18 protein-coding genes are annotated in these 22,880 nt (G+C 74.6%); 12 read left to right on the top strand and 6 right to left on the bottom strand.

Features of this window, described 5'->3' with window-relative positions:
• The first annotated feature begins 5 nt into the window (after positions 1-5).
• Positions 6-2,495 carry an HAD-IC family P-type ATPase gene (locus OHV05_RS19740; RefSeq protein ID WP_405018853.1) on the top strand — a complete coding sequence of 830 codons (2,490 nt, stop codon included), beginning with the start codon at positions 6-8 and terminating at the stop codon, positions 2,493-2,495.
• 58 nt (positions 2,496-2,553) lie between these two features.
• Here OHV05_RS19740 and OHV05_RS19735 read toward each other — a convergent pair whose 3' ends face one another.
• Both OHV05_RS19735 and OHV05_RS19730 read right to left on the bottom strand, forming a co-directional pair.
• Positions 2,554-5,859: a sacsin N-terminal ATP-binding-like domain-containing protein gene (locus tag OHV05_RS19735; protein WP_405018852.1), complete on the bottom strand. Its 3,306-nt coding sequence runs from the start codon at positions 5,857-5,859 to the stop codon at positions 2,554-2,556.
• A 543-nt stretch (positions 5,860-6,402) separates the two neighbouring features.
• On the bottom strand, positions 6,403-7,284 hold the full coding sequence (locus OHV05_RS19730; RefSeq protein WP_405018851.1) for a DUF3027 domain-containing protein: 882 nt from the start codon (positions 7,282-7,284) through the stop codon (positions 6,403-6,405).
• 467 nt (positions 7,285-7,751) lie between these two features.
• On the opposite strand from OHV05_RS19730, the gene OHV05_RS19725 reads away from it, so the two are divergent.
• From OHV05_RS19725 to OHV05_RS19710, 4 genes are all read left to right on the top strand, one after another.
• The gene (locus tag OHV05_RS19725; RefSeq protein WP_405018850.1) at positions 7,752-9,089 is read left to right on the top strand and encodes an MFS transporter; all 1,338 of its coding nucleotides are present in this window, start codon (positions 7,752-7,754) and stop codon (positions 9,087-9,089) included.
• Between the two features lie 92 nt (positions 9,090-9,181).
• Positions 9,182-9,748 carry a hypothetical protein gene (locus tag OHV05_RS19720; protein ID WP_405018849.1) on the top strand — a complete coding sequence of 189 codons (567 nt, stop codon included), beginning with the start codon at positions 9,182-9,184 and terminating at the stop codon, positions 9,746-9,748.
• Positions 9,749-9,750: 2 nt separating this feature from the next.
• Positions 9,751-10,491 carry a futalosine hydrolase gene (locus tag OHV05_RS19715; protein WP_405018848.1) on the top strand — a complete coding sequence of 247 codons (741 nt, stop codon included), beginning with the start codon at positions 9,751-9,753 and terminating at the stop codon, positions 10,489-10,491.
• Positions 10,488-11,330, top strand: coding sequence for a 1,4-dihydroxy-6-naphthoate synthase (locus OHV05_RS19710; RefSeq protein ID WP_405018847.1), 843 nt, complete (start codon positions 10,488-10,490; stop codon positions 11,328-11,330). The genes OHV05_RS19715 and OHV05_RS19710 overlap by 4 nt, the downstream gene beginning before the upstream one ends.
• A gap of 7 nt (positions 11,331-11,337) precedes the next feature.
• On the opposite strand, the gene OHV05_RS19705 is transcribed toward OHV05_RS19710, so the two are convergent.
• Entirely contained in the window at positions 11,338-11,721 is a 384-nt protein-coding gene (locus OHV05_RS19705) for a cold-shock protein (protein WP_403037158.1), read from the bottom strand.
• A gap of 383 nt (positions 11,722-12,104) precedes the next feature.
• Positions 12,105-13,244: an alpha/beta hydrolase gene (locus tag OHV05_RS19700; RefSeq protein WP_405018846.1), complete on the bottom strand. Its 1,140-nt coding sequence runs from the start codon at positions 13,242-13,244 to the stop codon at positions 12,105-12,107.
• Positions 13,245-13,413: 169 nt separating this feature from the next.
• Between OHV05_RS19700 and OHV05_RS19695 the strand changes: the two genes are divergently transcribed.
• Positions 13,414-13,635, top strand: coding sequence for a hypothetical protein (locus OHV05_RS19695; protein WP_403037152.1), 222 nt, complete (start codon positions 13,414-13,416; stop codon positions 13,633-13,635).
• A 249-nt stretch (positions 13,636-13,884) separates the two neighbouring features.
• Here the strand turns inward: OHV05_RS19695 and OHV05_RS19690 are convergent, their stop codons facing one another.
• Entirely contained in the window at positions 13,885-14,490 is a 606-nt protein-coding gene (locus OHV05_RS19690; protein WP_405018845.1) for an HAD family hydrolase, read from the bottom strand.
• Positions 14,491-14,571: 81 nt separating this feature from the next.
• Between OHV05_RS19690 and OHV05_RS19685 the strand changes: the two genes are divergently transcribed.
• The 4 genes from OHV05_RS19685 to OHV05_RS19670 all read left to right on the top strand — a co-directional run bounded on the left by OHV05_RS19685 (position 14,572) and on the right by OHV05_RS19670 (position 18,476).
• Positions 14,572-15,600, top strand: a complete 1,029-nt coding sequence (locus OHV05_RS19685) for a FecCD family ABC transporter permease (protein WP_405018844.1) — start codon at positions 14,572-14,574, stop codon at positions 15,598-15,600.
• The gene (locus OHV05_RS19680) at positions 15,597-16,640 is read left to right on the top strand and encodes a FecCD family ABC transporter permease (RefSeq protein WP_405018843.1); all 1,044 of its coding nucleotides are present in this window, start codon (positions 15,597-15,599) and stop codon (positions 16,638-16,640) included. The genes OHV05_RS19685 and OHV05_RS19680 overlap by 4 nt, the downstream gene beginning before the upstream one ends.
• Positions 16,640-17,428 carry an ABC transporter ATP-binding protein gene (locus OHV05_RS19675; RefSeq protein WP_405018842.1) on the top strand — a complete coding sequence of 263 codons (789 nt, stop codon included), beginning with the start codon at positions 16,640-16,642 and terminating at the stop codon, positions 17,426-17,428. Before OHV05_RS19680 ends, OHV05_RS19675 begins: the two co-directional genes overlap by 1 nt.
• Positions 17,429-17,495: 67 nt before the next feature.
• A complete protein-coding gene (locus OHV05_RS19670; protein WP_405018841.1) occupies positions 17,496-18,476 on the top strand; it encodes an ABC transporter substrate-binding protein in 981 nt (326 codons plus the stop codon).
• Positions 18,477-18,483: 7 nt separating this feature from the next.
• On the opposite strand, the gene OHV05_RS19665 is transcribed toward OHV05_RS19670, so the two are convergent.
• A complete protein-coding gene (locus tag OHV05_RS19665) occupies positions 18,484-19,176 on the bottom strand; it encodes a hypothetical protein (RefSeq protein ID WP_405018840.1) in 693 nt (230 codons plus the stop codon).
• 441 nt (positions 19,177-19,617) lie between these two features.
• Here OHV05_RS19665 and OHV05_RS19660 point away from each other — a divergent pair, with 441 nt between their 5' ends.
• On the top strand, positions 19,618-22,152 hold the full coding sequence (locus OHV05_RS19660; RefSeq protein ID WP_405018839.1) for a helicase C-terminal domain-containing protein: 2,535 nt from the start codon (positions 19,618-19,620) through the stop codon (positions 22,150-22,152).
• 10 nt (positions 22,153-22,162) lie between these two features.
• Entirely contained in the window at positions 22,163-22,879 is a 717-nt protein-coding gene (gene pgeF / locus OHV05_RS19655) for a peptidoglycan editing factor PgeF (protein ID WP_405018838.1), read from the top strand.
• Position 22,880 lies beyond the last annotated feature (1 nt).

Below are 22,880 nucleotides of genomic sequence, written 5' to 3'. Positions count from 1 at the left end.
GTCCCATGACTCATCCTGCGGAGCACACGGCGACCGAGCCCGGCGACGACCCGCCCGCCCGCCGTCCGCGGCAGGAGGACCACGGGCGCCCGGGCGGCCTGACCGCCGCGGAGGTCGCCGAACGGGTGGCCCGCGGCGAGGTGAACGACGTACCCGTCCGCTCCAGCCGGTCGACCCGGGAGATCGTCCGGGCCAACGTGTTCACCCGGTTCAACGCCATCATCGGCGTCATGTTCGGCATCATCCTGGTGGTCGGACCGCTCCAGGACGGGCTGTTCGGCCTGGTCATCGTCGCCAACACGGCGATCGGCATCATCCAGGAACTGCGCGCCAAGAAGACCCTGGACGGACTGGCCGTGATCGGCGAGGCCAAGCCGCAGGTCCGCCGGGACGGCGCCACCCAGCAGGTCGCGGTGGCCGGCATCGTGCTCGACGACACCGTGCTGCTCGGCATCGGCGACAAGGTGATCGTGGACGGCCTGGTCACCGAGGCGGACGGCCTGGAGATCGACGAGTCGCTGCTCACCGGCGAGCCCGACCCGGTGCTCAAGCAGCCCGGCGACCAGGTGATGTCCGGCAGCTTCGTGGTCGCCGGGAGCGGGGCGTTCACCGCCACCAAGGTCGGCCGGGAGGCGTACGCCGCGCAGCTGGCCGAGGAGGCCAGCCGGTTCACCCTGGTCAGGTCGGAGCTGCGGAGCGGTATCGACGCGATCCTGAAGTTCATCACCTGGCTGCTGATCCCGACCGCGATCGGCCTGATCATCAGTCAGCTCGCGGTGGAGCGGAACGACTGGCGGGAGGCGGTCCGCCGGATGGTGGCGGGCATCGTGCCGATGGTGCCCGAGGGGCTGGTGCTGCTCACCTCGGTGGCGTTCGCGATCGGGGTGGTCCGGCTCGGCCGCAAGCAGTGCCTGGTGCAGGAGCTGCCGGCGATCGAGGGGCTGGCCCGGGTGGACACCGTCTGCCTGGACAAGACCGGCACCCTCACCGAGGGCGGCATGGACCTGGTCGAGCTGCGCCCGCTGGCCGCACCGGACGGCGGGGTCGACGGCCACCTGCGGCCGGACGCCCCACTGGCCAACCACGTGCTCGCCGACCGGAAGGTGCTGCAGCAGGCGCTCGGCGCGATGGGCGGTGCGGACTCCCGGCCCAACCCCAGCATGCAGGCGGTGATCGACGCCTACGGGGACAGCGCCGGCGACGGCGAGCGCTGGCGGGTGCTGGAGGCGGTGCCGTTCTCCTCGGCCCGGAAGTGGAGCGGGGTCCGGTTGCTGGAGCCGGCCGGCACCGAGGCGAGCTGGCTGCTCGGCGCCCCGGACGTCCTGCTGCCGGCCGGCCACCCGGCGCTGGCCGAGGTGGACGAGCTCGGCTCGCGCGGCCTGCGGGTGCTGCTGCTCGGCCGGACCACCCAGGCGCTGGACGCCCCCGACCCGGCCGCCGACCTCCAGCCGCTGGCCCTGCTGGTGCTCCAGCAGCGGCTGCGCGAGGACGCCGCCGACACCCTGCGGTACTTCGAGAGCCAGCAGGTCGAGGCCAAGGTGATCTCCGGCGACAGCGCGGTCTCGGTCGGCGCGGTCGCCGCGCACCTCGGACTGCCCGGCGCGGAGCGCCCGTTGGACGCCCGGACGCTGCCCACCGACGCCGAGGAGCTGGCCGAGGTCGCCGAACGGACCACCGTCTTCGGGCGGGTGACGCCGCAGCAGAAGCGCGAGCTGGTCGGCGCGATGCAGTCCCGCGGGCACACCGTGGCGATGACCGGCGACGGCGTCAACGACGTGCTCGCGCTCAAGGACGCCGACATCGGGGTGGCGATGGGCTCCGGCAGCGAGGCGACCCGGGCGGTGGCCCAGATCGTGCTGCTGAACGACAGCTTCGCCACCCTGCCCTCGGTGGTGGCCGAGGGCCGCCGGGTGATCGGCAACATCGAGCGGGTGGCCAACCTCTTCCTGGTGAAGACGGTCTACTCGGTGCTGCTCGCCCTGCTGGTGGTGATCACCCAGGTGCCGTACCCGTTCCTGCCCCGGCACTCCACTCTGCTGAGCTCGCTGACCATCGGCATCCCGGCGTTCTTCCTGGCCCTGGCGCCGAACAACGAGCGGGCCAGGACGGGCTTCGTCCGCCGGGTGCTGCGGCTCGCGGTGCCGGGCGGGGCGATCGCGGGCGCCGCCACCTTCACGGCGTACATGCTGGCCAGGACCGACCACGCGACCGACCTGAAGGCGGACACCAGTGTCGCGACGCTGACGCTGTTCCTGGTGGCGATGTGGGTGCTGGCGATCGTGGCCCGGCCGTACAACTGGCTGCGGATCGCGCTGATCGCCACCATGGGCGGGGCCTTCACGCTGGTGCTGCTGGTGCCCTGGCTGTCGGACTTCTTCCAGCTCTCGCTGGCGGGCACCCGGGACCCGTGGGTCGGGGTGGGCATCGCCGCGGTCGCGGGGGTGCTGCTGGAGGTGGTCTGGCGGGTCATCGTCCGCCGCAACGGCGAACCCTGAGCCGCCGCAGCGGCCCGCCCCCTGCCTCGACGGGGGCGGGCCGCTGTCCTGCGGCGGACTACTCGAAGTCCCGGGCCGCCAACAGCTCGTAGGCCCGGTCCGGCTCGGCCAGCGCGGCCAGGATCTCGAACCGGCGGTGCCACTGGCCGACCGACCAGGCCAGCCCGGCGGCCAGGCCCTCGGGGGTGGCCGCGTGCAGCAGTCCCGGGACCGGAGGGACCTCGAACTCGTCGTCCTCGTCGGCGGCTTCGGCGTCCTCCGGGTCGTACGGCTGCTCGGGGGCGGCGGCGGAGGTGTCCCAGCGCCAGCCGATCGCCGCCTCGCCGCCGTCCGGGCCGACCACCAGCAGCTCGTCGTGCTCCTCGTAGACGGCGGGGCAGCCCGGCAGCAACTCCCGCACCACGGCGGGGGTCCGGTGCAGGGTCCCCTCGGAGAGCACCCGGCCACCGGCCACCTCGCTGGCCAGCGAGACGTGCAGGCGCTCGGCCAGCTCGGGTGCCAGCTCCGGGGCCACCGGCAGCAGCGGGTACGGGTGCAGCAGCTCGACCAGGTCGGGGGCGTCCGCGACCACCGCCTCGGTGGCGTCCACCAGGACGGTGCCGTCCGGGCGGCGGCCGGTCTCCGGGTCCATCGGCGGGACCGCCCTGACGGTGTCCAGCGGCTCCACCCGGTCGACCGGGACGCCGGCCAACGCGCTGTGGATGCCGTGCAGTTGACGGTGCGACACGGTGGAGGCCGGGTCGGCGAGCCGGTCCAGCAGCTCGTCCGGGCCGTGCGGCTCGGCGAGCAGCGCGGCCAGCGTGGTGCGCACCCCCAGCGCGTGCAGGAAGGTCTCGTCCAGGGTGGTCCTGGCCTCGTCGTAGAGCCCGCGCAGCAGCGGGTCGGCCCCGGCGGCGCGCAGACCCGCGGGCTCCCGGCCCGCCAGCACGGGGTGGTCGCGCAGCCACCAGGCGGTGTACGGCGGGAGGTCGACGTAACTCCCGTTCGGCAGCAGGGTCCGCACCGGGTTGACCACCGCCTCCCGGTACGGCGGACGGGACAGCAGGGCCAGTGCCTCGGGCCAGGCGTCCTCGTCCACCAGGTCCAGGTCGCGCACCGCGAGCAGCTCGGCGGCCACCGGCGGGACGCCCAACTCGCCGCTGTCGTCCGTGTGCAGGCTCTCCAGGATGTCCTCGCACCAGTCGGCCAGGCCGTCCGGGGCCTCGTCCAGCAGGCCGGTCGGCCGGCCGCCGGCCGCCCGGTCGGCGGGCGCGGTCGGGTCGAGCCGCTCCAGGTCGTCCGGGTCGAGCACCACGTCCTCGGCCCTGACCAGCACGAAGTTGCTCAACGCGCCGACGGCCGCCAGCACTTCGGGGCCCCAGCGGTCCAGCAGGTCGTCGTCCACGTATCCGGCGTCGTCCTCCCTGGCCAGGGCGGAGAGCGGGGAGTCGGGCAGGATCAGCTCGCCGGCCCGGGACAGCTCGCCCTCGTCGTCCGGCAGTGCCAGCCGGGCCAGCCAGCGGTGCTCGCCGGGGGTCGCCCCGGCGGCCTTGACCAGCGCCAGCACCGCGTCCGCCAGGTCGACGGCGGCGTCGAAGTCGTCCTCGCCGAGCTCCAGCGAACGGGCCACCGCGGCCCGGACCTCGGGGGTGTCCAGCACCCCGGCGGGGGTGGCGGTACCGGCGCCGAGCTTGGCCAGCAGCGGGTGCGCCGCCTCCGGGTGGGCCAGTCGCAGGTCGAGCAGGCCGAGCGCCTCGGCCAGCGACTCGGGGTAGCCCTCGAAGCCGGCCCAGTCGGCCGCGTCCGAGGGCAGCAGCACCCGGCGCGGGCCGCGGACCGTCCGGCCGTCCGCGAGCGGCACCGGCAGTGCGCCGAGCGACTCCGGGTCGGCCCCGGCCAGCGCCGCGTACAGGTTCCGCCACCAGGCCGGCTCCCGCTCCAGGCCGCCGAGTTGGTCGACCACCTCGGCCAGCGGCACCCGGCGGACCGCGAGCACCCGCAGCTCGGTGCGGCGCTCCAGCCCGGCCGGCAGCAGGCCGGGGAAGATCGGCGCCAGCGCCTCCACCACGTCCCGGTCGGCGCCCTCCAGCAGCGTGGCGTCCCGGGGCCGGAGCGCCGGGGTGCCCTCCTCCACCGGGGCCGGGTGCGGCAGGAACGGCGTACCGGGCAGCCGGTGCAGGATCGCCGACCGCAGCGCGTTGTCCAACGCGCCCTCGCCGAGCGGCCCCGGCACCAGGCCGAGCGACCCGAGGTCGCCGCCCCTGGCCCGCAGCAGGTCGGCGTACGCGTCCGCCGCGCGCTCGGTCAGGAAGTCGGTGAGCGGGCCCGGCGCGACGTGCCTGCGGGTCGGGTCCAGCGGGTAACCGGCGATCAACAGCGCCGGTACGCCCAGCGGTTCGTCGCTCGGGGTCGGCGCGTGCACCACCGGATCGGTCCGCAGCGGCTGCGGGGTCCCGTCCGGGGAGACCGGCACCGCCCAGGTCACCGACCAGTACGGGCGGGCGCGCTCCTCGGTGGGCCGGTCGGCCAGCAGCTCGGGCGCGGTGCCGCCGCTCCGTGTGACGGTCTGCCAGCTGGTGCTGCGGTCCCCGTCGGTGAGGACCACGGTGGTGATCCCCTCGGCGGGCTCGGGATCAGCCGAACGGGTCAACGTCCGGACGCCGTCCGGCGTCTCGACGGTGACCTCGGCCAGGCCCGGCAGGGTGAGCAGCAGCGCGTCGTCGATCCCGGCCAGCAGACGGCGGGTCAGATCCTCGGCGGCGGCGTCCCGGAGCGGGAGCACCACCACGGTGTCGTAGCCGGTCGGCGCCGCGCCCTCGGCCGGGAACGGCAGCCGCAGCAGCGGCACGTGGCCCTCTCGGCGGCGCAGCTCCTCGACCAGCTGGGGCCGCTCCTCGGTGAGCGCCTGCGCCTCGGCCAGCGACCAGCGCACCCCGCCGTGGGCCGAGAGCACCGCCGGCTCGTCGGTGACTGCGAGCACGGCGGCGAAGCCGACGCCGAACCGGCCGACCGTGCGGGTCTCCTCGGTACGGCCCTCGTCGGCCCGCTTGGAGGAGGCCCGCAGGGTGGCCAGCGACTCGACCGCCGCCTCGTCCAGCGCGGCGCCGGTGTTGGCGGCGGCCAGTACGCCGTCCCGCAGGGTCAGCCGGAGGCGGCCGGGGCCGGTGCCGGTGCGGGCCGCCGCGTCGGCGGCGTTCTGCGCCAACTCGACGATCAGGCGGTCGCGGTAGCCGCCGAGGGCGAGCTCCTCCTCCGCGTTGGCGTCCTCCCGGAACCGGGCCGGGGCGGCCGTCCAGGCGTCCAGCACCCGGCGCCGCAGGCCCGCCGTGTCGAAGGGGTCGGCCACCTGCTCGTCACTGCTGCCACCGATGATCCGAGGCTCCACTGCACTGCCGCCTTCCGCCGCCACCCTGGCCCTGCCGTACGGGGGCATTCTCCCCTGCCGCAGCGACGACTCCGCGCAGGGGCTCGGGGCTGCCCTTCCGACAGGCGCTCCGGCGCTGCGCTCCAGGCAAGTGCTCAGCGGTCTACTACCCAGGGGCCCAGGGCTGCGCTGTAGGCAGGCGCTCCGGCGTCTACGGTCCAGGGGCTCGGGGAACTGCGAGGAGATCTGGCGTTCGGGTCACTGCGAAAGTGCCTGACCAGCTACGCACGCGTGACCTTTTACGAGGTCGGCGTCGCAGTTCCCCGAGCCCCTGACTCCGTAGCGGGCTGAGCACCTGCCAAAAGGACGGCGTCGCCCACGTGGCGGAGCCGCACACCAGCAGAGCCCCGAGCCCCTGACTCCGTAGCGGGCTGAACACCTGCCAAAAGGACGGCGTCGCCCACGCGGCGGAGCCGCACACCAGCAGAGCCCCGAGCCCCTGACTCCGTAGCGAGCTGAACACCTGCCAAAAAGTCGGCGTCGCCCACGCGGCGGAGCCGCGCGTCAGGAGTGGCCGAGCTCCTCGGTGGGGGCGTCGGGTTCGACCGAGCCGCTGGTGCGGTCGGGGTGGAGCTGCATCGGTTCGAGTTCGAGCTCGTCGAGGATCAGCTCGGAGGGGGCGGGCGGGGCGGGGATGACGGCTGCCTCGGAGTGGCCGCCGCAGCCGTAGGCGAAGGAGACGACCTGGCCGTCGGCCGGACCGAACTCGTTGCCGCAGATGCCGAACGCCTGCCCGAGCGAGCCGCCGATCGGGATCAGGAAGCCGCAGGTGTCGCAGTTGGCCGGGGCCGCCTGGGCCATCGGCGTCTGCGGACCGTGGGCGGTCTCCCAGCGGTCGGCGGCCAGGTGCAGGCCGAGCCGGGACAGCACCCGGGGGCGGCCGAGGCCGAGCTCCCCCGCGATGGCGCTGATCTGGGCCCGGACCGGGGTGGGCTGGACGTCGCCCTCGGTGACGACCAGGTCCTCGGTCTCGTCGAGGGCCGCCACCGAGTTCGGGGCGGGTTCGTCCTCACCGGACCAGCCGGGCTCCAGCCGGAGGTCGTCCGCGTCGGTGGGGAGCAGGTCGCCGGGACCCATGTCACCGGGACGCAGGCGCTCGCTCCACGGCACCCACTGCGGTGCGAGCACCGCGTCGGGGCCGGGCAGCAGCACCGTCTCGTCCAGCGTGACGTTCTTCGCCCGGGGCGCCCGGGCCACCGTCACGGCCCAGTGCCAGCCGCGGTACGCCGCGTCCAGGCACTCGAACGTGTGGGTGACGACCCGTTCGCCGTCGGCGCGGACACCGAGGTGCGCCCCTACGGCCTCCGGGCCGACCGCCTCGACGGCGGCCTGACGGGCGATCTCGACGGCCTCGGCACAGAGCCGGTCGGGGGTACGGCTTCGCATCGCAGCACTCACGGCGTCGATTCTCTCCCAAGTTCTGTAGCCTGCGGCCCATTTGCCCACGGTCCGTCAGCTGCTGGACCCGCGCGGTCCTGTCCGGAGCTCCGGTCCGGTGGGCACCGTCTCTCGTATCATTCTGCGCGACCTGCGCCTGTCCGCTGACCGGCCGCGCCGCCCGCTGGGCAGTGCACGCGCGTAGTGCAGGCTACCCGTCGGTCGGCCACCCGGGACAGTCCGGCTTGGAGGCGGGTCCGGCAGAGTACCGGTGATCATGGTGATCCGCCGCGTTGTCCGGGCAAATCTCGGGCAGGATTGGCTACGTGGCGGACGAGATCCCGCCGCGGCCCGACCCGGACGGCCGAAAGCAACCAGGCCCGCCGGTGCCGGTACCGCGGCAGCCAGACCCCGTCCCCTCGGCGAGCGACAGCGGGCCGCCGCCGGAGGGTGGACCGACGCCGCCCCGCCGGAACATGTTGGTACGCGGTGCCTCCTCGGCGGGCCTGCGGACCGGGCGGGTGGTGCACGGCACCGGCCGCCGGATCCGCCGGGCCACGGCCGCCGAGGGTGCCGGTGAATCCGGCCTGGCCAAGTTGATCGAACTGCACGCGCTGAACTCCTTCGGCGACATGCTGATCGGGATCGCGCTGGCCTCCACCGTCTTCTTCTCGGTGCCCACCGGCGAGGCGCGGGGCCGGGTGGCGCTCTACCTGCTGGTCACGATGGCGCCGTTCGCCCTGCTCGCCCCGGTGATCGGCCCGCTGCTGGACCGGATGCCGCACGGCCGCCGGTCCGCGGTGGCGGTCTCCATGCTGGCCCGGGCGATGCTGGCCTGGACGATGGCCGGCCCGGTGGTGGACGGCGGCCTCGCGCTCTACCCCGCCGCGCTCGGCGTGCTGGTCGCCTCCAAGGCGTACGGAGTGGTGCGCAGCGTGGTGGTGCCACGGCTGCTGCCGCCCCGGCTCTCGCTGGTGAAGGCCAACTCGCGGGTGACGCTGGCCGGGCTGCTGGCCGGCATGGTGGCGGCCGGGGTGGGCGGCCTGCTCCATCTGATCGGACCGGCCTGGCCGCTGCGCGGCGCCTTCCTGGTCTTCGTGGCGGGCACCCTGATGGCGTTTCACCTGCCGCACCAGGTCGACTCGGCCAAGGGCGAGCAGCGGGCCGTCCTGCACTCCGAGGAGCACCTGAGCGGGGAGGAGCACCGGCGCAGGCCGGACCGGGCCCGGCTGCGGACGGTCGGCCCCTCGGTGATCCTCGCGCTCCGGGCGGTGGCCTCGCTGCGGGCGCTGGTCGGCTTCCTGGTGATGTTCCTGGCCTTCCTGCTCCGGGAGGACCCGGTCGGCGGCCTGCAGCCGACGGTCACCATCGGGGTGGTGGCGGCCTGTGCGGGCGGCGGCAACGCGCTCGGTTCGGTGCTCGGCTCCTGGCTGCGGACCCGGAGCTCCGAGCTGATCGTCACCGCCGGGTTGCTGGTCGCCACCACGGCGGCTGCGGCGGCCGCGCTCTGGTACGGACTCCTGACGGTGGGTCTGGTCGCGGCGGCGGCCGGGGCGGCCGCCTCGCTGGGGAAGCTGGCCCTGGACGCGCTGATCCAGCGGGACGTGCCGGAGGCGGTCAGGACCTCCGCCTTCGCCCGGTCCGAGACGCTGCTCCAGCTCTGCTGGGTGGCCGGCGGCGCGCTGGGGATCACCCTGCCGCTGGACGGCTCGCTCGGGCTCTGGACGGCCACCGGACTGCTCTCGGTCCCGCTGGTCTGGACGGTCTGGGCACTGCACCGGCTGGGACCGCGCCGGGCGCCCCGGACCGCGTAGGAGTGACCGTTCGGGTGAAGCCCCTCCGGCACGCGACCGGACGGGGCCACCCCGGAGTTCGGTGATCGGGCCGGGCCGGTAGCCTCTAGCCCATGAGCCTCAGCACCCGTGTCATCGCCGCCGTCGGCGCCGTTGTCGTGATCGGCGCCGGCACGGTCGGCCTCTCCATCGCGCACGCCAGCGACCAGGGCAAGCCGGCGGAGCCGAAGGCCACCCTGGTGGTCGGCCGCTCCTCCATCGACTCCGGCCCGTTCGGCGCGTCCTGCTACAACGACGGCAAGCCGCTGGACGAGGCGGCCCAGACGAAGTGCCAGGAGAGCGCCGCCAAGGCCCGCGAGGCCGGCACCCTGCCCAGCCTGGACGTGAAGGTCGGCGACCGGATCGGCGTCGGCGTCGACCCGAAGGTGGCCGACAAGGGCTGGTTCGCCTTCACCGACGGCGGGCAGCAGCAGCGCGCCACGCTGGCCTCCACCCGGGTCGGTTCGACCTTCTCCGGCCTGCTCCCGGCCTCCGGCCTGCTGGCCGCCACCGAGAAGACCACCGTGACCGTGGTCGAGGCGAACGAGAAGACCGGCGACATCCTGGGTGTCTGGTACTTCCAGCTGAAGAACAAGGACGCCGCCGGCGAGCAGCAGCCTGCCGCCCAGCAGTCCCAGTGACGGTGACGCACCCCCAGCACGGCGACGAGCAGCCGGGTACCCCCCGGCTGCTCGTCGCCGTTGCCGTCTCCGCCGAGGCCGAGGCGGTGCTGCGCGGGCTGCGGGACGGCGCCCGGATGGTGCCGCTGGACGTCGGCGAGCTGCGCCGCAGCGAGCACGCCTCGGGCACCGAGGTGGACGTCCTGGTGGCCGGGGTCGGCCCGACGGCCGCCGCCGTCTCGGTGGCCGCCGTGCTGGCGCAGCACCCGTACGACCTGGTGATCTCGGCCGGGATCGCCGGGGGGTTCGTCCCCCGGGCGCCGATCGGGGCGATCGTGCTGGCCGAGGAGCTGGTGGTGGCCGACCTGGGCGCGCAGACCCCGGACGGCTTCCAGGACGTGACCGAGCTCGGCTTCGGCCGGATCAGGTACACCCCGCCGCCCGGCGCCGTCCGGCTGGCCGCCGACGCGCTGGACGCCGCGACCGGCACCGTGCTGACGGTGTCCACCGTGACCGGCAGCGCCGAGCGGGCGGCCGAGCTGACGGCCCGCCACCCGCACGCGGTGGCGGAGGCGATGGAGGGCTACGGGGTGGCGCAGGCGGCCGAGCGGTACGGCGTACCGATGCTGGAGCTGCGCACCGTGTCCAACCCGGTGGGCCCCCGGGACCGGGCCGCCTGGCGGATCGGCGAGGCGTTGGGCGCCCTGGAGCGGGCGTTCGTGCTGCTCCCCTGCCGGGAGCTGATCGAGGAGGTCACCCGATGACCCTGCAGGTCGCCTACTCCCCCTGCCCGAACGACACCTTCGTCTTCCACGCCTGGGCGCACGGGCTGGTGCCCGGCGCCGAGGCGCCCGAGGTGACCTTCGCGGACATCGACGTCACCAACGGCCTCGCCGAGCGCGGCGAACTGGACCTGCTGAAGATCAGCTACGGCCAGCTGCCCTGGGTGCTGGACGAGTACGCCCTGCTGCCCTGCGGCGGCGCGCTGGGCCGGGGCTGCGGCCCGCTGGTGCTGACCCGGCAGCCCGGCGCGGCGGCCGACCTGACGGGCCGTACGGTCGCGGTGCCGAGCGAGCGCTCCACCGCCTACCTGCTGTTCCGGCTCTGGGCGGCGACCGCGGTGCCCGGCGGCTTCGGCGAGATCGTGGTGCTGCCGTTCCACGAGATCATGCCCGCCGTCCGGGACGGCCGGGTGGACGCCGGACTGGTGATCCACGAGGCCCGCTTCACGTACCGGCAGTACGGCCTGCACCGGCTCGCCGACATGGGCGAGGCGTGGGAGCAGGAGACCGGCCTGCCGATCCCGCTCGGCGCGATCGTGGCCCGCAGGTCGCTCGGCCGCGAGCGGCTGGCGGAGCTGGCCGCCACCATCCGCAGCTCGGTCCGGCTGGCCTGGGAGGACCCGGAGGCGTCCCGGCCGTACGTGCTGGCGCACGCGCAGGAGATGGACCCGGCGGTGGCGGACCAGCACATCGGGCTGTACGTCAACGAGTTCACCGCCGACCTGGGCGAGGCCGGCTACGCCGCCGTGCGCGGCCTGCTCACCCGGGCCGCCGCCGAGGGGCTGGTGCCCGCCATCGGCCCGGGTGCGCTGGAGTTCTGAGCGCTGCTCAGACGTCGAACTGGTCGGCCACCGCGCGGAGCAGGCCGGCCAGCTTCTCGCCGGTCGCCTTGGCCGGGTAGCGGCCGTGCTGGAGGCCGGGCAGCACCGCGTCCAGGGTGGTGATCAGGTCCTGCACGATCGGTGCCATGTCGTCCGCGCTCTTGCGCTGGGCGGCGGCCACCGAGGGCAGCGCCTCCAGCAGCGTGACCGACATCGCCTGGTCGCCCCGGTGCCCGGCCACCACGCCGAACTCGACCCGCTGACCCGGCCGGAGCGCGGTCACCCCGGCGGGCAGCGCCTTGGTGTGCACGAAGACGTCGCCGCCGTCGTCGCGCGACAGGAAGCCGAAGCCCTTCGTCTCGTTGAACCACTTGACCTGGCCGGTGGGCATCTCGAAAAGTCCTCGTGTAGGTACGGGGGGACCCCGGCCGTGGGCCGGGGATCACCGGGGGGTGGATGACGAGCCGACCGCGCTGGGGCGTCAGGTCGGGCTCGGGGTCAGCAGCCTAATGATCCGTCAGTGCCTCACCGGCACGCAGCCGGTTTCCCGTACGGCGCTCTGACGTGCCAGGCACGGCCCGACCGGGGCCTGGCACGGCCGGCAAACGGCTGAGCGCTCGGCACCGGCGACACCCCCGATCAGACTGCGGGGCACCCGAACGGCCCCGTGCGAAGGCTGCATACCCTGCCCACCGGCGGCCCGAAACTTTCCGTCCCCGAGGAACTGCGCGCTGTGACCGCCCCGGGGATCGGCGCAGGTCGGGCGAGCGCGGCTCAGGCGGGGGCGTTCAGCTTGTCGCCGAGCCAGCCGAGCGAGGCCGGGAGCATCCGGCTCCAGGTGTTGAAGTTGTGCCCGCCGGTGTCCAGCGTGATCGAGGACACCTTGGTGGGGCTGCCCTTGGCGGCCGCCGCGAACTTCTGGGTGGCCGGGTAGTAGTCACCGTCGCCCTCCTTGCTGCCGCCGACCAGCAGCGAGACCCCGGGCTTCGGCAGGTTGGCCAGCCGCCAGTCCAGGTCGGCCTGGTCGCGGCGGGCCTGGCTGCCGCCGAACAGGTCGCCGGTGGTCGGGTCCTCGGCCGCCTTGTAGTAGCCGGACAGCGAGACCCCGGCGGCGAACACGTCCGGGTGCTTCATGGCGAGCTTGAGCGCGCAGTAGCCGCCGGTGGAGTTCCCGATCACGCCCCAGTTGCCCGGGCCCGAGGCGACCCGGTAGGAGTCCCGGATGGTCTGCGGCACGTCCTGGGCGAAGTACGTCTCGGACTGCGGGCCACCCGGGATGTCCTCGCACTCGGTGTCCCGGGGCATGGCCGGCGACGGGCGCATCAGCACCAGGACGTACGGCTTGGTCTTCCCCTCGTTGATCAGCGACAGCTCGGTGGAGGGGTAGTTCAGCTTGGTGATCAGGTTCTTCGCGTCCCCGGGGAAGCCGGTGATGGCGATCGCGGCCGGGAACCTCTTGTCCTTGAACTCCGGCTGGAAGTACTGCGGCGGCAGGTAGACGTACCCCTCGGTGGTCAGTCCGGTGGCGGCGCCGGGGATCCGGATCTTCTCCAGCTTGCCGACCGCCGCGGGCTCCCGGCCGACCGTGTTGGAGCCCCGGACGTTCTCGTTCGAGATCGTCTGGACCACGGCGCCCTTGCGGCCGTCCGCGAGCTGGCTCTGGATCACCACCGGGCCGTCCTCGTTGGTGCCGATCAGGTCGGCCCAGCTGCTGTAGAAGGCGAAGTAGTTGTTGGCCACCAGACCGACGGTGCACATCACGGCGAGCTGGGTGGCCAGGATGGTCCCGAGCCGGCCGAACACCGTCGCCCAGCTCCGCTTCGCCAGCCGGGGCCAGAGCCAGACGGTCGCGGCCACCATCAGCACCGACACCAGCGTCGACAACGCGAGCACCTTGTGACTCGTCAGACCCATGTGTTCGTTCGCCCCTGCTCTGCCCGCTGGCTCCACCCGACTCCCTCCAGACTGCCTGAGTGCCGGCTGGGAGACCTGAGCGTCTGGGCCGATCCCGCCCCCGCCGATCGACGGGGGCGGCGGGCTGCGACACTTGACCCGTCCCGGGCCACGTCGTCGAGGAGTCACCGTGAGCAGCAGCACCACCGACCGTGGCGACGGCCTGGTCCGTGCCGGTTCGATCGTCTTCCTGATCGGTGCGGTGGCCACGATGGTGACCTTCGTCCCGCTCTTCTTCGACCTGCCCCGGCTCCCGTCGATCGCCTACTGGGTCTCGATGGTCATGCCCCTCGGCTTCCTGATCGCCCTGACCGGCCTCTTCCTCTCGGCCCGCCGCACCAACCAGGTCTGACCTGCTCCGCCATAGGCAGGCGCTCGGGCATCTACGGTCAGGGGCTCGGGGCTCTGCCGATCTGCGGCTCCGTCGCGTGGGCGAGGAGATCTGGCGCCGGGGTCACTGCGAAAGTGCCTGACCGCCCCTGAACGGATCACCTTGCACGGGTCGGCGTCGCAGTTCCCCGAGCCCCTGGCGGTGCACCACGTGCGCCCACGCGGCGGAGCCGCACATCAGCAGAGCCCCGAGCCCCTGGGTAGTGCGACCTCAGCTCAGATGTCCGGCGAGCCAGGCGGGGAACTCGGTGAGGTCCGGGAGGACCACGTCCGCGCCGGCCGCGTGGAGTTCGGCGGCGCTGTACGGCCCCGTGGCCACGCCCACTGCCACCGCGTCGGCCGCGCGGGCGCCGATGATGTCGCCGAGATGGTCGCCGACGTAGACGGTGGCGTCGTGCAGCCGTAGGGCGTCGCCCTTGGACTCGGCCCAGGTGTCGCCGACCAGGATGTCGGGGGTCAGGCCGACGTGGTCGAGCTGGAGGCGGGCGTTGGGCTCGTACTTGCCGGTGATCACCGCGATCCGGCCGCCGTGGGCCCGGACGGCGGCCAGTGACTCGACGACGCCGGGGAGCAGCAGCGTGCCGGCCAGCGCGTGCTCGCGGTAGAGCGTCCGGTACAGGTCCACCATCTCCGCCACCGCGTCGGCCGGGAACCAGTGCCCGATCTCCTGCACCAGCGGCGGCCCGAGCCGGGTGACGGCCAGCGCGCTGTCGATCGGGACGCCGGTGGCGGCTGACAGTGCGTCATAGGTGGCCTGGATGCCGGGCCGGGTGTCGAGCAGGGTCATGTCGAGGTCGAAGCCCACGGTGAGAGACATGCCCCCACCCTAGAAGGCGGAATTTGCCCCGTTCGTGGCGGCCAACTTAGGTTTGCCTGAGCTGACTGCGAAATGGGACAAATGGCTGACATCACCGAGCCGGGCCGCCGGGCGCTGCTGCGCCGGCGAATACTCTGGCTCACCGCCGCCGCGGCCGTCCTGCTGGCCGCGGTCCTGCTGAGCCTGACGGTCGGCAGCCGTACCGTCCCGTTCGGCGAGGCCGTCTCGGCGCTGCTGCACGGTGGCGACACCGCCGACGCCGTGGTGGTCCGCGAGCTGCGCCTGCCGCGCACCGTGGTCGGCCTGGCCGTCGGCGCCGCGCTCGGGCCGGCCGGGGCCGTGATGCAGGGGATCACCCGCAACCCGATCGCCGAACCGGGCATCCTCGGCGTCAGCCAGGGCGCCGCGGCCGGCGTGGTGTTCGCGATCTCGGTGGCCGGGGTCGGCTCATTGGCCGGGTACGTCTGGTTCGGCTTCGCCGGGGCCGCGGTCGCGGCCGTGCTGGTGTACGCGCTGGCGGGCACCGGCCGGGGCGGGGCGACGCCGGTCAAACTGGCCCTCGCGGGCTCCGCGACGACCGCCTTCATCGCCTCGCTGATCACCGCGGTGCTGACCACCGACGCCGCGACGATGGACCAGTTCCGGTTCTGGCACGTCGGCTCGCTGGCCGGCCGGACCGCCGACGTGGCCTGGCAGCTGCTGCCCTTCCTGCTGGTCGGCACCGCCCTGGTGTTCGCGGTGGCCCGGGGGCTGGACGCGCTGGCGCTGGGCGACGACACCGCCAAGGGCCTCGGTGCGCGGACCGGCACCACCCGGGCCGTCGGGGCGCTCGGAGCGACCGTGCTGACCGGTTCGGCGGTGGCGGCGGCCGGGCCGATCGCCTTCGTCGGCCTGGCGGTGCCGCACGCCGCCCGGGCGCTGGTGGGCACCGACCACCGCTGGGTGCTCACCCTGTCGGCGCTGCTCGGGCCCGCCCTGTTGCTGCTCGCCGACACCCTGGGCCGGGTGCTGTTCCCGCCGTCCGAGGTACCGGCCGGGGTGATGACCGCGCTGGTCGGCGTCCCGGTGCTGGTCGCACTGGTGCGCCGGAAGAAGGTGGTGGCGGCATGAGCGTCCCGCTGAGCGGTTACTCGGTGGCCCGGTTCGGCCCGGCCTCGTTCCTGGTGCACCGGCGGTCGGTGGCGGTCGCGGCGGCGCTGCTGGTGCTGCTGTCCGGGGCGGTGGTGGCCTCGCTCTGCCTGGGCCAGTCCACCGTCTCGCCCGCCTCGGTGCTGGACGTGCTGCTCGGACGGCCGAGCCCGGACCAGCTGGTGGTCGGCGAGCTGCGGCTGCCCCGGGTGACGGTGGGTCTGCTGGTCGGCCTGGCGCTCGGCCTGGCCGGGGCGCTGGTGCAGACCGTCGCGCGCAACCCGCTGGCCAGCCCGGACGTGATCGGGGTGAGCCACGGCGCGAGCGCGGTGGTGGTCGGCCTGATGGCCTTCGGGTACGTGCAGACGGCCCGTCAGGTGCCGTGGGCGGCGGTGGCCGGCGGCCTGGCGGCCGGGCTGCTGGTCTACCTGCTGGCCTGGCGGCGCGGCATGCACGCGCAGCGGTTCGTGCTGATCGGGATCGGCATCTCGATCGCGCTCTCCTCGCTCACCTCGCTGTTCCTGACCAAGGGCGACGGTCTGCAGGCGCAGCAGGCCAAGGTCTGGATGACGGGCAGTCTGAACGGCGCGGGCCTCGACCAGGCCGGCCGGCTGGCCTGGGTGCTGCTGGCGGCCGTCCCGGCGGTGCTCTGGGCGGCCAGGGCACAGCGCGGCATCTCCTTCGACGACGCCACCGCGGTCGGCCTCGGCCTGCGGCTGAACCGGATCAGGCTCGGCATGGCGCTGCTCGGCATCGTGCTGGCCTCCTGCGCGACCGGTGCGGCCGGGCCGGTGGACTTCGTGGCGCTGATGGCGCCGCAGATCGCGGTCCGGCTGGTCCGGGGCGCGCAGCTGCCGCTGTTCTGTTCGGCGCTGACCGGTGCCGTGGTGGTGGTGCTGGCCGACCTGCTGGCCCGGCGGCTGCTGGCGCCGGTCGAGCTGCCGGTGGGGGTGGTGACGGCGCTGGTGGGTGCGCCGTACCTGATGTGGCTGTTGATCCGTTCCCGTCGTGGAGGTTCCTGATGCACCGCCTGGAAGCCCGCGGGCTGACTCTCGCGTACGAGTCCAGGACGGTGGTCGAGGAGCTCGACCTGACCGTGCCGGACGGCGCCGTGACGGTCATCGTCGGCCCGAACGCCTGCGGCAAGTCCACCCTGCTGCGGGCGCTCGGCCGGCTGCTGAAGCCGGCCCGCGGGGCGGTGCTGCTGGACGGCGCCGAACTGGCCGGCATCCCGACCCGGACGATCGCCCGGCGGATCGGCCTGCTGCCGCAGTCGCCGGTCGCGCCGGAGGGGATCTCGGTCGGCGACCTGGTGGCCCGGGGCCGCCAGCCGCACCAGAGCTGGTGGCGGCAGTGGTCGGCGGCGGACGAACAGGCGGTCACCGAGGCGCTGGCGCGCACCTCCACCACCGAACTGGCCGAGCGCAGCGTGGACGAGCTGTCGGGAGGTCAGCGGCAGCGGGCCTGGATCGCGATGGCGCTCGCCCAGGACACCGACATCCTGCTGCTGGACGAGCCGACCACCTTCCTGGACATCGCCCACCAGGTCGAGGTGCTGGACCTGGTCCGGCGCCTCAACAAGGAGCGCGGCCGGACGGTGGTGGCCGTGCTGCACGACCTCAACCAGGCCGCCAGGTACGCCGACCACCTGGTGGCGATGCGGGACGGCCGGATCGTCGCGCAGGGGCCGCCGGCCGAGGTGGTGACGGCCGAGTTGGTCCGGGAGGTGTTCGGGCTGGACGCGGTGATCGTGCCGGATCCGGTCACCGGGACGCCGCTGGTGATCCCGGGCGCGCCCTGGACGGGCTGACCGTACGTCATCCGACAACTCGGACATAATCGACATCACTCGTACTGTCGAACCGTCCGAGGTGCCGATGCCACGTCAACTCTCCCGACGGACCGCGCTGGCCGGACTGGGGGCGGCCCTGCTGACCGGCTGCACCGGACCGGCCCCGTCGGACTTCCCCGACCTGCCGTCCGGCACCGGGACGCCCAGCCCCGCGCCGGTGCCGAGCGTCACGGTGACCGCCGCCACCGGCGAGGTCCAGGTGCCCGGCGCACCGAACCGGCTGGTGGTGCTGGACACCGCCGAGCTGGACTCCGCCTTCACCCTCGGCATCCCCCCGGTCGGGGCCGCCCGGGCCGCCGCCGACCGGGAGCTGCCCGATTACTGGCCGGCCGCCTGGCGGGCCCGGATCGCCCCGGTCGGCACCGTCGGCAGCCCGGACACCGCCCTGGTCACCGCCCTCGCCCCCGAGCTGATCCTCGGCAACCGGACCCGGGACGACGCGCACTACGACGCCCTCCGGGCGATCGCCCCCACCGTGCTGAGCCAGACCACCGGCTTCCCCTGGAAGGACAACTTCCAGCTGCACGCCCGGGCCCTGAGCCGGCAGGCCCAGGCCGCCGTCGTCACCGCCGAGTACGGCCGGCACGTGGGCCGGACCGCCCAGGCGATCGGCGACGCCGGTTCGGGCGGCCGACGGATCAGCATCGTCCGGTTCGTCGAGGGCTCGTCGACCGTCCGGCTGTACGGGAAGCAGAACTTCCTCGGGACCCTGCTCGCCGACCTCCAGCTCGGGCGGCCCGACCCGCAGAACGTCGACCAGTTCGCCGTCGAGGTGCCGCCCGCGCAGATCGCCCAGGCCGACGGCGACGTGCTCTTCTACTCGACGTACGGCGACCCGGCCAGGGCCGGGACCGACGCGGTGCTGGCCGGTGCCGGCTGGCAGGCGCTCGGCGCCGTCAGGGCGCACCGGGCCTTCCCGGTGGACGACCAGCTCTGGTTCCAGGGCATCGGCTACACCGGGGCCAACCTGATCCTGGCCGAGCTGCAGCAGTTCCTCGGCGCCTGACGCCGCCTCACTCCTCGGCCACCGCCTTGCGCCGACGCAGCGTCACCACCAGCAGGAACAGCGCCGACAGCACCGCCGCCAGCCGCAGCGCACCCGGTGCACCGTCCCAGACCTGCCGCCCCAGCTGATCGGCAGGGCCGGCCGGGGCACCCCACCGGCCCTGGGCCCGGCCCCACTGCCAGACCGCCGTCGCGGTCAGCGTGCCCAGCGGCACCACCAGCACCGCGAACTTCCTGGTCAGGTCACCCAGCCGGGACACGTACGCCAGCGCCCAGCCCGCCAGCAGCGCGAGCAGCTGGCCGGTGCCCGCACCCGCCAGCAGCACCACCACCGCGAGCAGCACCAGCGGCGAGGGGCGACGACCCGTCAGGAACGACCGGGCCGGCTCCTCCCCGGCCGGGGGCTCCGCCGCCTGCTCCTCCGCCCGCTGCTCCGGGAGCAGCCCGACGGCGGGCTCCGGCTCGGGCACCGGGAAGTCGAAGGTGATGCTGTCCCACCCCGGGAAGTCCTCGGCGGTCAACGGCCGGCTCGGCACCGCCCGGGTGATCAGCCACGCCCCCTCGGACGGCACCTCGGGAGCCCGCTCGGCCGGCACCTCGGGCGCGTACACCGACTCCGCCACCTCGGCCGACGCCTCCCCGGACCTCCGCCCCAGCACCCGCCACGGCCCGTCCACCCGCCACCACTCGCCGTCCGCCATGACCACCCCTCACCTCACCACCGACGCTACCCACTTCCACCCCCCACCACGACCCCCTTCACGCCCCCACGCCCCCACCGCACGCCCTACCGGGGCGCCCTCAGGGGCTCGGGGCTCTGCCGATGTGCGGCTCCGCCGCGTGGGCGACGCCGACTTCTCTGCAGGTGGCTCGGCATCTACGGTCGGGGGCTCGGGGCTCCGCTGATGTGCGGCTCCGCCGCGTGGGCGACGCCGGCCCTTGCAAGGTGATCCGTCCGTGCGTGGTCAGGCACTTTCGCAGTGACCCGCACGCCAGATCTCCTCACCCACGCGGCGGAGCCGCACATCAGCAGGGCCCCGAGCCCCTGGACAGTGCAACCGAGCGCCCTGCCATAGGTGCAGCCCCGAGCGCCTGCCAAAGAGGCTCTGGCTTGTTTGCCCGGGTGCCGTAATCTGGGTCGGATGACCAGCCAGCAGAGCGAGCCCCGCCCGGCGAGGGCCGCTGCACCCCGGACGCTCGCCGAAGAGCTCCGCGCCCGCGACGACCACTCGCTGGCCGCCCTGCTGCATGCCCGCCCCGATCTGCTCAACCCGGTGCCGAGCGACCTCACCCAGTTGGCCGCCCGGCTCTCCAGCCGGGCGTCCACCCTCCGGGCGCTGGAGCGGCTGGACCGCTTCACCCTGCAGACCGCCGAGGCGCTCGCCGCCGCCCCCGAGGGCTGCACCGACACGGTGGTGCGGAACCTGCTGGCCGGCCCCGCCCGGGTGAAGCCGCATCCCGCCGCGACCCCCGCCGACCGCGCCGCCGTCACCGCCGCGCTGCCCGCCGCGATCGCCACCCTCCGCTCCCAGGTGCTGCTCTGGGGCCCCGACTCGGCGCTCCGGCTGGTGATCGCGGTCCGCGAGGCGCTCGCCCCGACCGCCGCCAACCCCGGCCGGACCGGCCTCGGCCCGACCCTGGCGGAGGCGACCCTCGGCATGTCGCCGGCCCGGCTCCAGCAGCTGATCGCCGGGGCCGGACTGCCGCCCACCGCCGACCCGGTGACCGCCGTCGCCGCGCTCGGCGGCCTGCTGCAGGACCGCAAGCGCTGCGCCGCGCTGCTGGCCGAGGCGCCGGCCCCGGCCCTCGCCCTGCTGGAGAAGCTGGTCTGGGGACCGCCGACCGGCACCGTCCCGGACGCGGGCCGGCCGGTCACCGCGGACGAGGCCCGCAGTCCGGTCGAGTGGCTGCTCGCGCGTGGGCTGCTGCTCCCGTCCAGCGCCGGATCGGTGGTGATCCCCAGGGAGTTGGCGCTGCACCTGCGCGGTGAGCGGAGCCACCGGACGGTCGAGCCCACCCCGCCCGTGGTGACGCCGACCGTCGAGCGCGATCCACAGGCTGTGGACAACGCGGCGGCCGGACAGGCGTACACCGCCGTCCGCACCCTCGAGGAACTGCTGGACGCCTGGGGCCTGCAGGCCCCGCCCACCCTGCGGGCCGGCGGCCTGGGCGTACGGGACCTCAAGCGGGCCGCGCTGATCCTGGAGTGCACCGAGACGACCGCCGCGTTCTGGCTCGAACTCGCGTACACCTCCGGCCTGTTGGCGCCGGACGGGGAGACCGACGAGCGCTGGGCACCGACCCCCGCGTACGACCTCTGGCTGCAGCAGCCGACCGCCGACCGCTGGTCGCTGCTGGCCCGCAGCTGGCTGACCGCCACCCGGGTGGCCGGGCTGACCGGCACCCCGGACGGCAAGGGGAAGACCCGCGCCCCGCTCGGCCCCGAGCTGGACCGCACCCTCGCACCGTCCGTGCGCCGCGCGACCCTCGAAGCGCTGGCCGGGCTGCCGGCCGGCGGTGTCGCGGACGCCGCCGGGCTGCTGCCGCTGCTCCGCTGGCAGCGTCCGCTCCGGGGCGGCCCGGTGGGCCCGGACGGCCGGGACTTCCGTGACCACCTGGTCGACTGGACCCTGCACGAGGCCGAGCTGCTCGGCATCACCGGGCGGGGCGCGCTCGGCGCACCGGCCCGGGCGCTGCTCGGCCGCACCGACCCGGCCGCCGCGCTGGACCCGCTGCTCCCGCAGCCGCTGGACCACGTGATCCTCCAACCGGACCTGACCGCGATCGCGCCCGGTCCGCTGCTCACCCCGCTCGCCCAGGCGCTCGGGCTCTGCGCGGACATCGAGTCCAAGGGCGGCGCGACGGTCTACCGGTTCACCACCGGCTCGATCCGCCGGGCGCTGGACGCCGGGCGGTCCGCGAGTGACCTGCACACCTTCCTGGCCCAGCACTCCCGCACCCCCGTCCCGCAGCCGCTCAGCTACCTGATCGACGACGTGGCCAGGCGGCACGGCGTGCTCCGGGTCGGCGCGGCCTCCTCGTACCTGCGCTGCGACGACCCCGGGCTGCTGGCCGAGGTGCTGGCCGACCGGCGGTCGGCCGAGCTGCGGCTGCGGCTGCTCGCCCCGACCGTGCTGGCCGCCCAGGCCGGGCCCGAGACGCTGCTCTCGGTGCTCAGGTCGATGGGGTACGCCCCGGCCGCCGAATCCGCCGACGGCGACGTGCTGCTGACCCACCCCGACAGCCGCCGGACCCCGCCGCGCACCGCCCCCACCCCCGTCCCGGACGGGCCGCCGGAGCCGGACCAGGTGCTGCTGACCGCCGCCGTGAAGGCCGTCCGGGCCGGCGACCGGGCCGCCACCGCCGTCCGCCGGGAGACCGTCGCGGGGCCGGCCGCCCACCGCCCGCAGAGCGGCCCGGCCCGCAGCGACCTGCGCCAGCTCCCGCGCACCGCGGCCGCGGACACGCTGGCCGCGCTGCAGACGGCGGTGCAGCTCGGCGAGCGGATGTGGATCGGCTACGTGAACGCCGAGGGCCTCTCCTCGCAGCGGGTGATCGACCCGGTGAAGGTCGAGGGCGGCTACGTCACGGCGTACGACCACCTCAGCGACGAGGTCAGGACCTTCGCGCTGCACCGGATCACCGGAGTCGCCGAACTGGCCGACAGCGCGCAGTAGGGTCGGTCGCATGGAGCTCGCACCCGGTATCAGGTACGCCGTCATGGACCGCCACGGCGGGGTCAGCAAGGCCCCGTTCGACTCGCGCAACCTCGGCGGGCGGACCGACGACGACCCGGCCGACGTCCGCCGCAACCGCGAACTCACCGCGCTGGAGCTCGGCCTGGACCCGGCCCGGGTGGTGATGATGCGTCAGGTACACGGCACCGAGGTCGCGTACGTCACCGAGCCGTTCGACCCGCGCACCGCCCCGCCGCTGGACGGCATCGTCACCGACCGCCCGGGCCTCGGCCTGGTCGCGCTGGCGGCCGACTGCGCCCCCGTGCTGATCGGCGACCCGGTCCGGCGGCTGGTCGGCGCGGCGCACTCCGGCCGGGCCGGTACGGTCGCCGGGGTGGCCACCGCCCTGGTGGCGGCGCTGACCGCACGCGGCAGCGATCCGGCCGACCTGGTCGCCCTGGTCGGCCCGCTGGCCTGCGGCCGCTGCTACGAGGTGCCCGAGCAGATGCGGGCCGAAGCCTGCGAACGGCTCCCCGAGCTCTGGGCCACCACCCGGCAGGGCACCCCGGCCCTGGACGTCCGGGCTGGCATCACCGCCCAGCTGACCAGGGCCGGGGTCGGCGGGATCCGGCACGACGACCGCTGCACCATGGAGGACGAGGACTTCTTCTCGCACCGCCGTGAGCAGGTCACCGGCCGGTTCGCCGCCTACGTCTGGCTGGACTGAG

Origin of the sequence: Kitasatospora sp. NBC_00070 (assembly GCF_045041205.1) — a bacterium.
GTDB lineage: Bacteria > Actinomycetota > Actinomycetes > Streptomycetales > Streptomycetaceae > Kitasatospora.
Note: the sequence above shows the minus strand (reverse complement) of the source record. Positions and strands in the feature narration are given on the sequence as shown.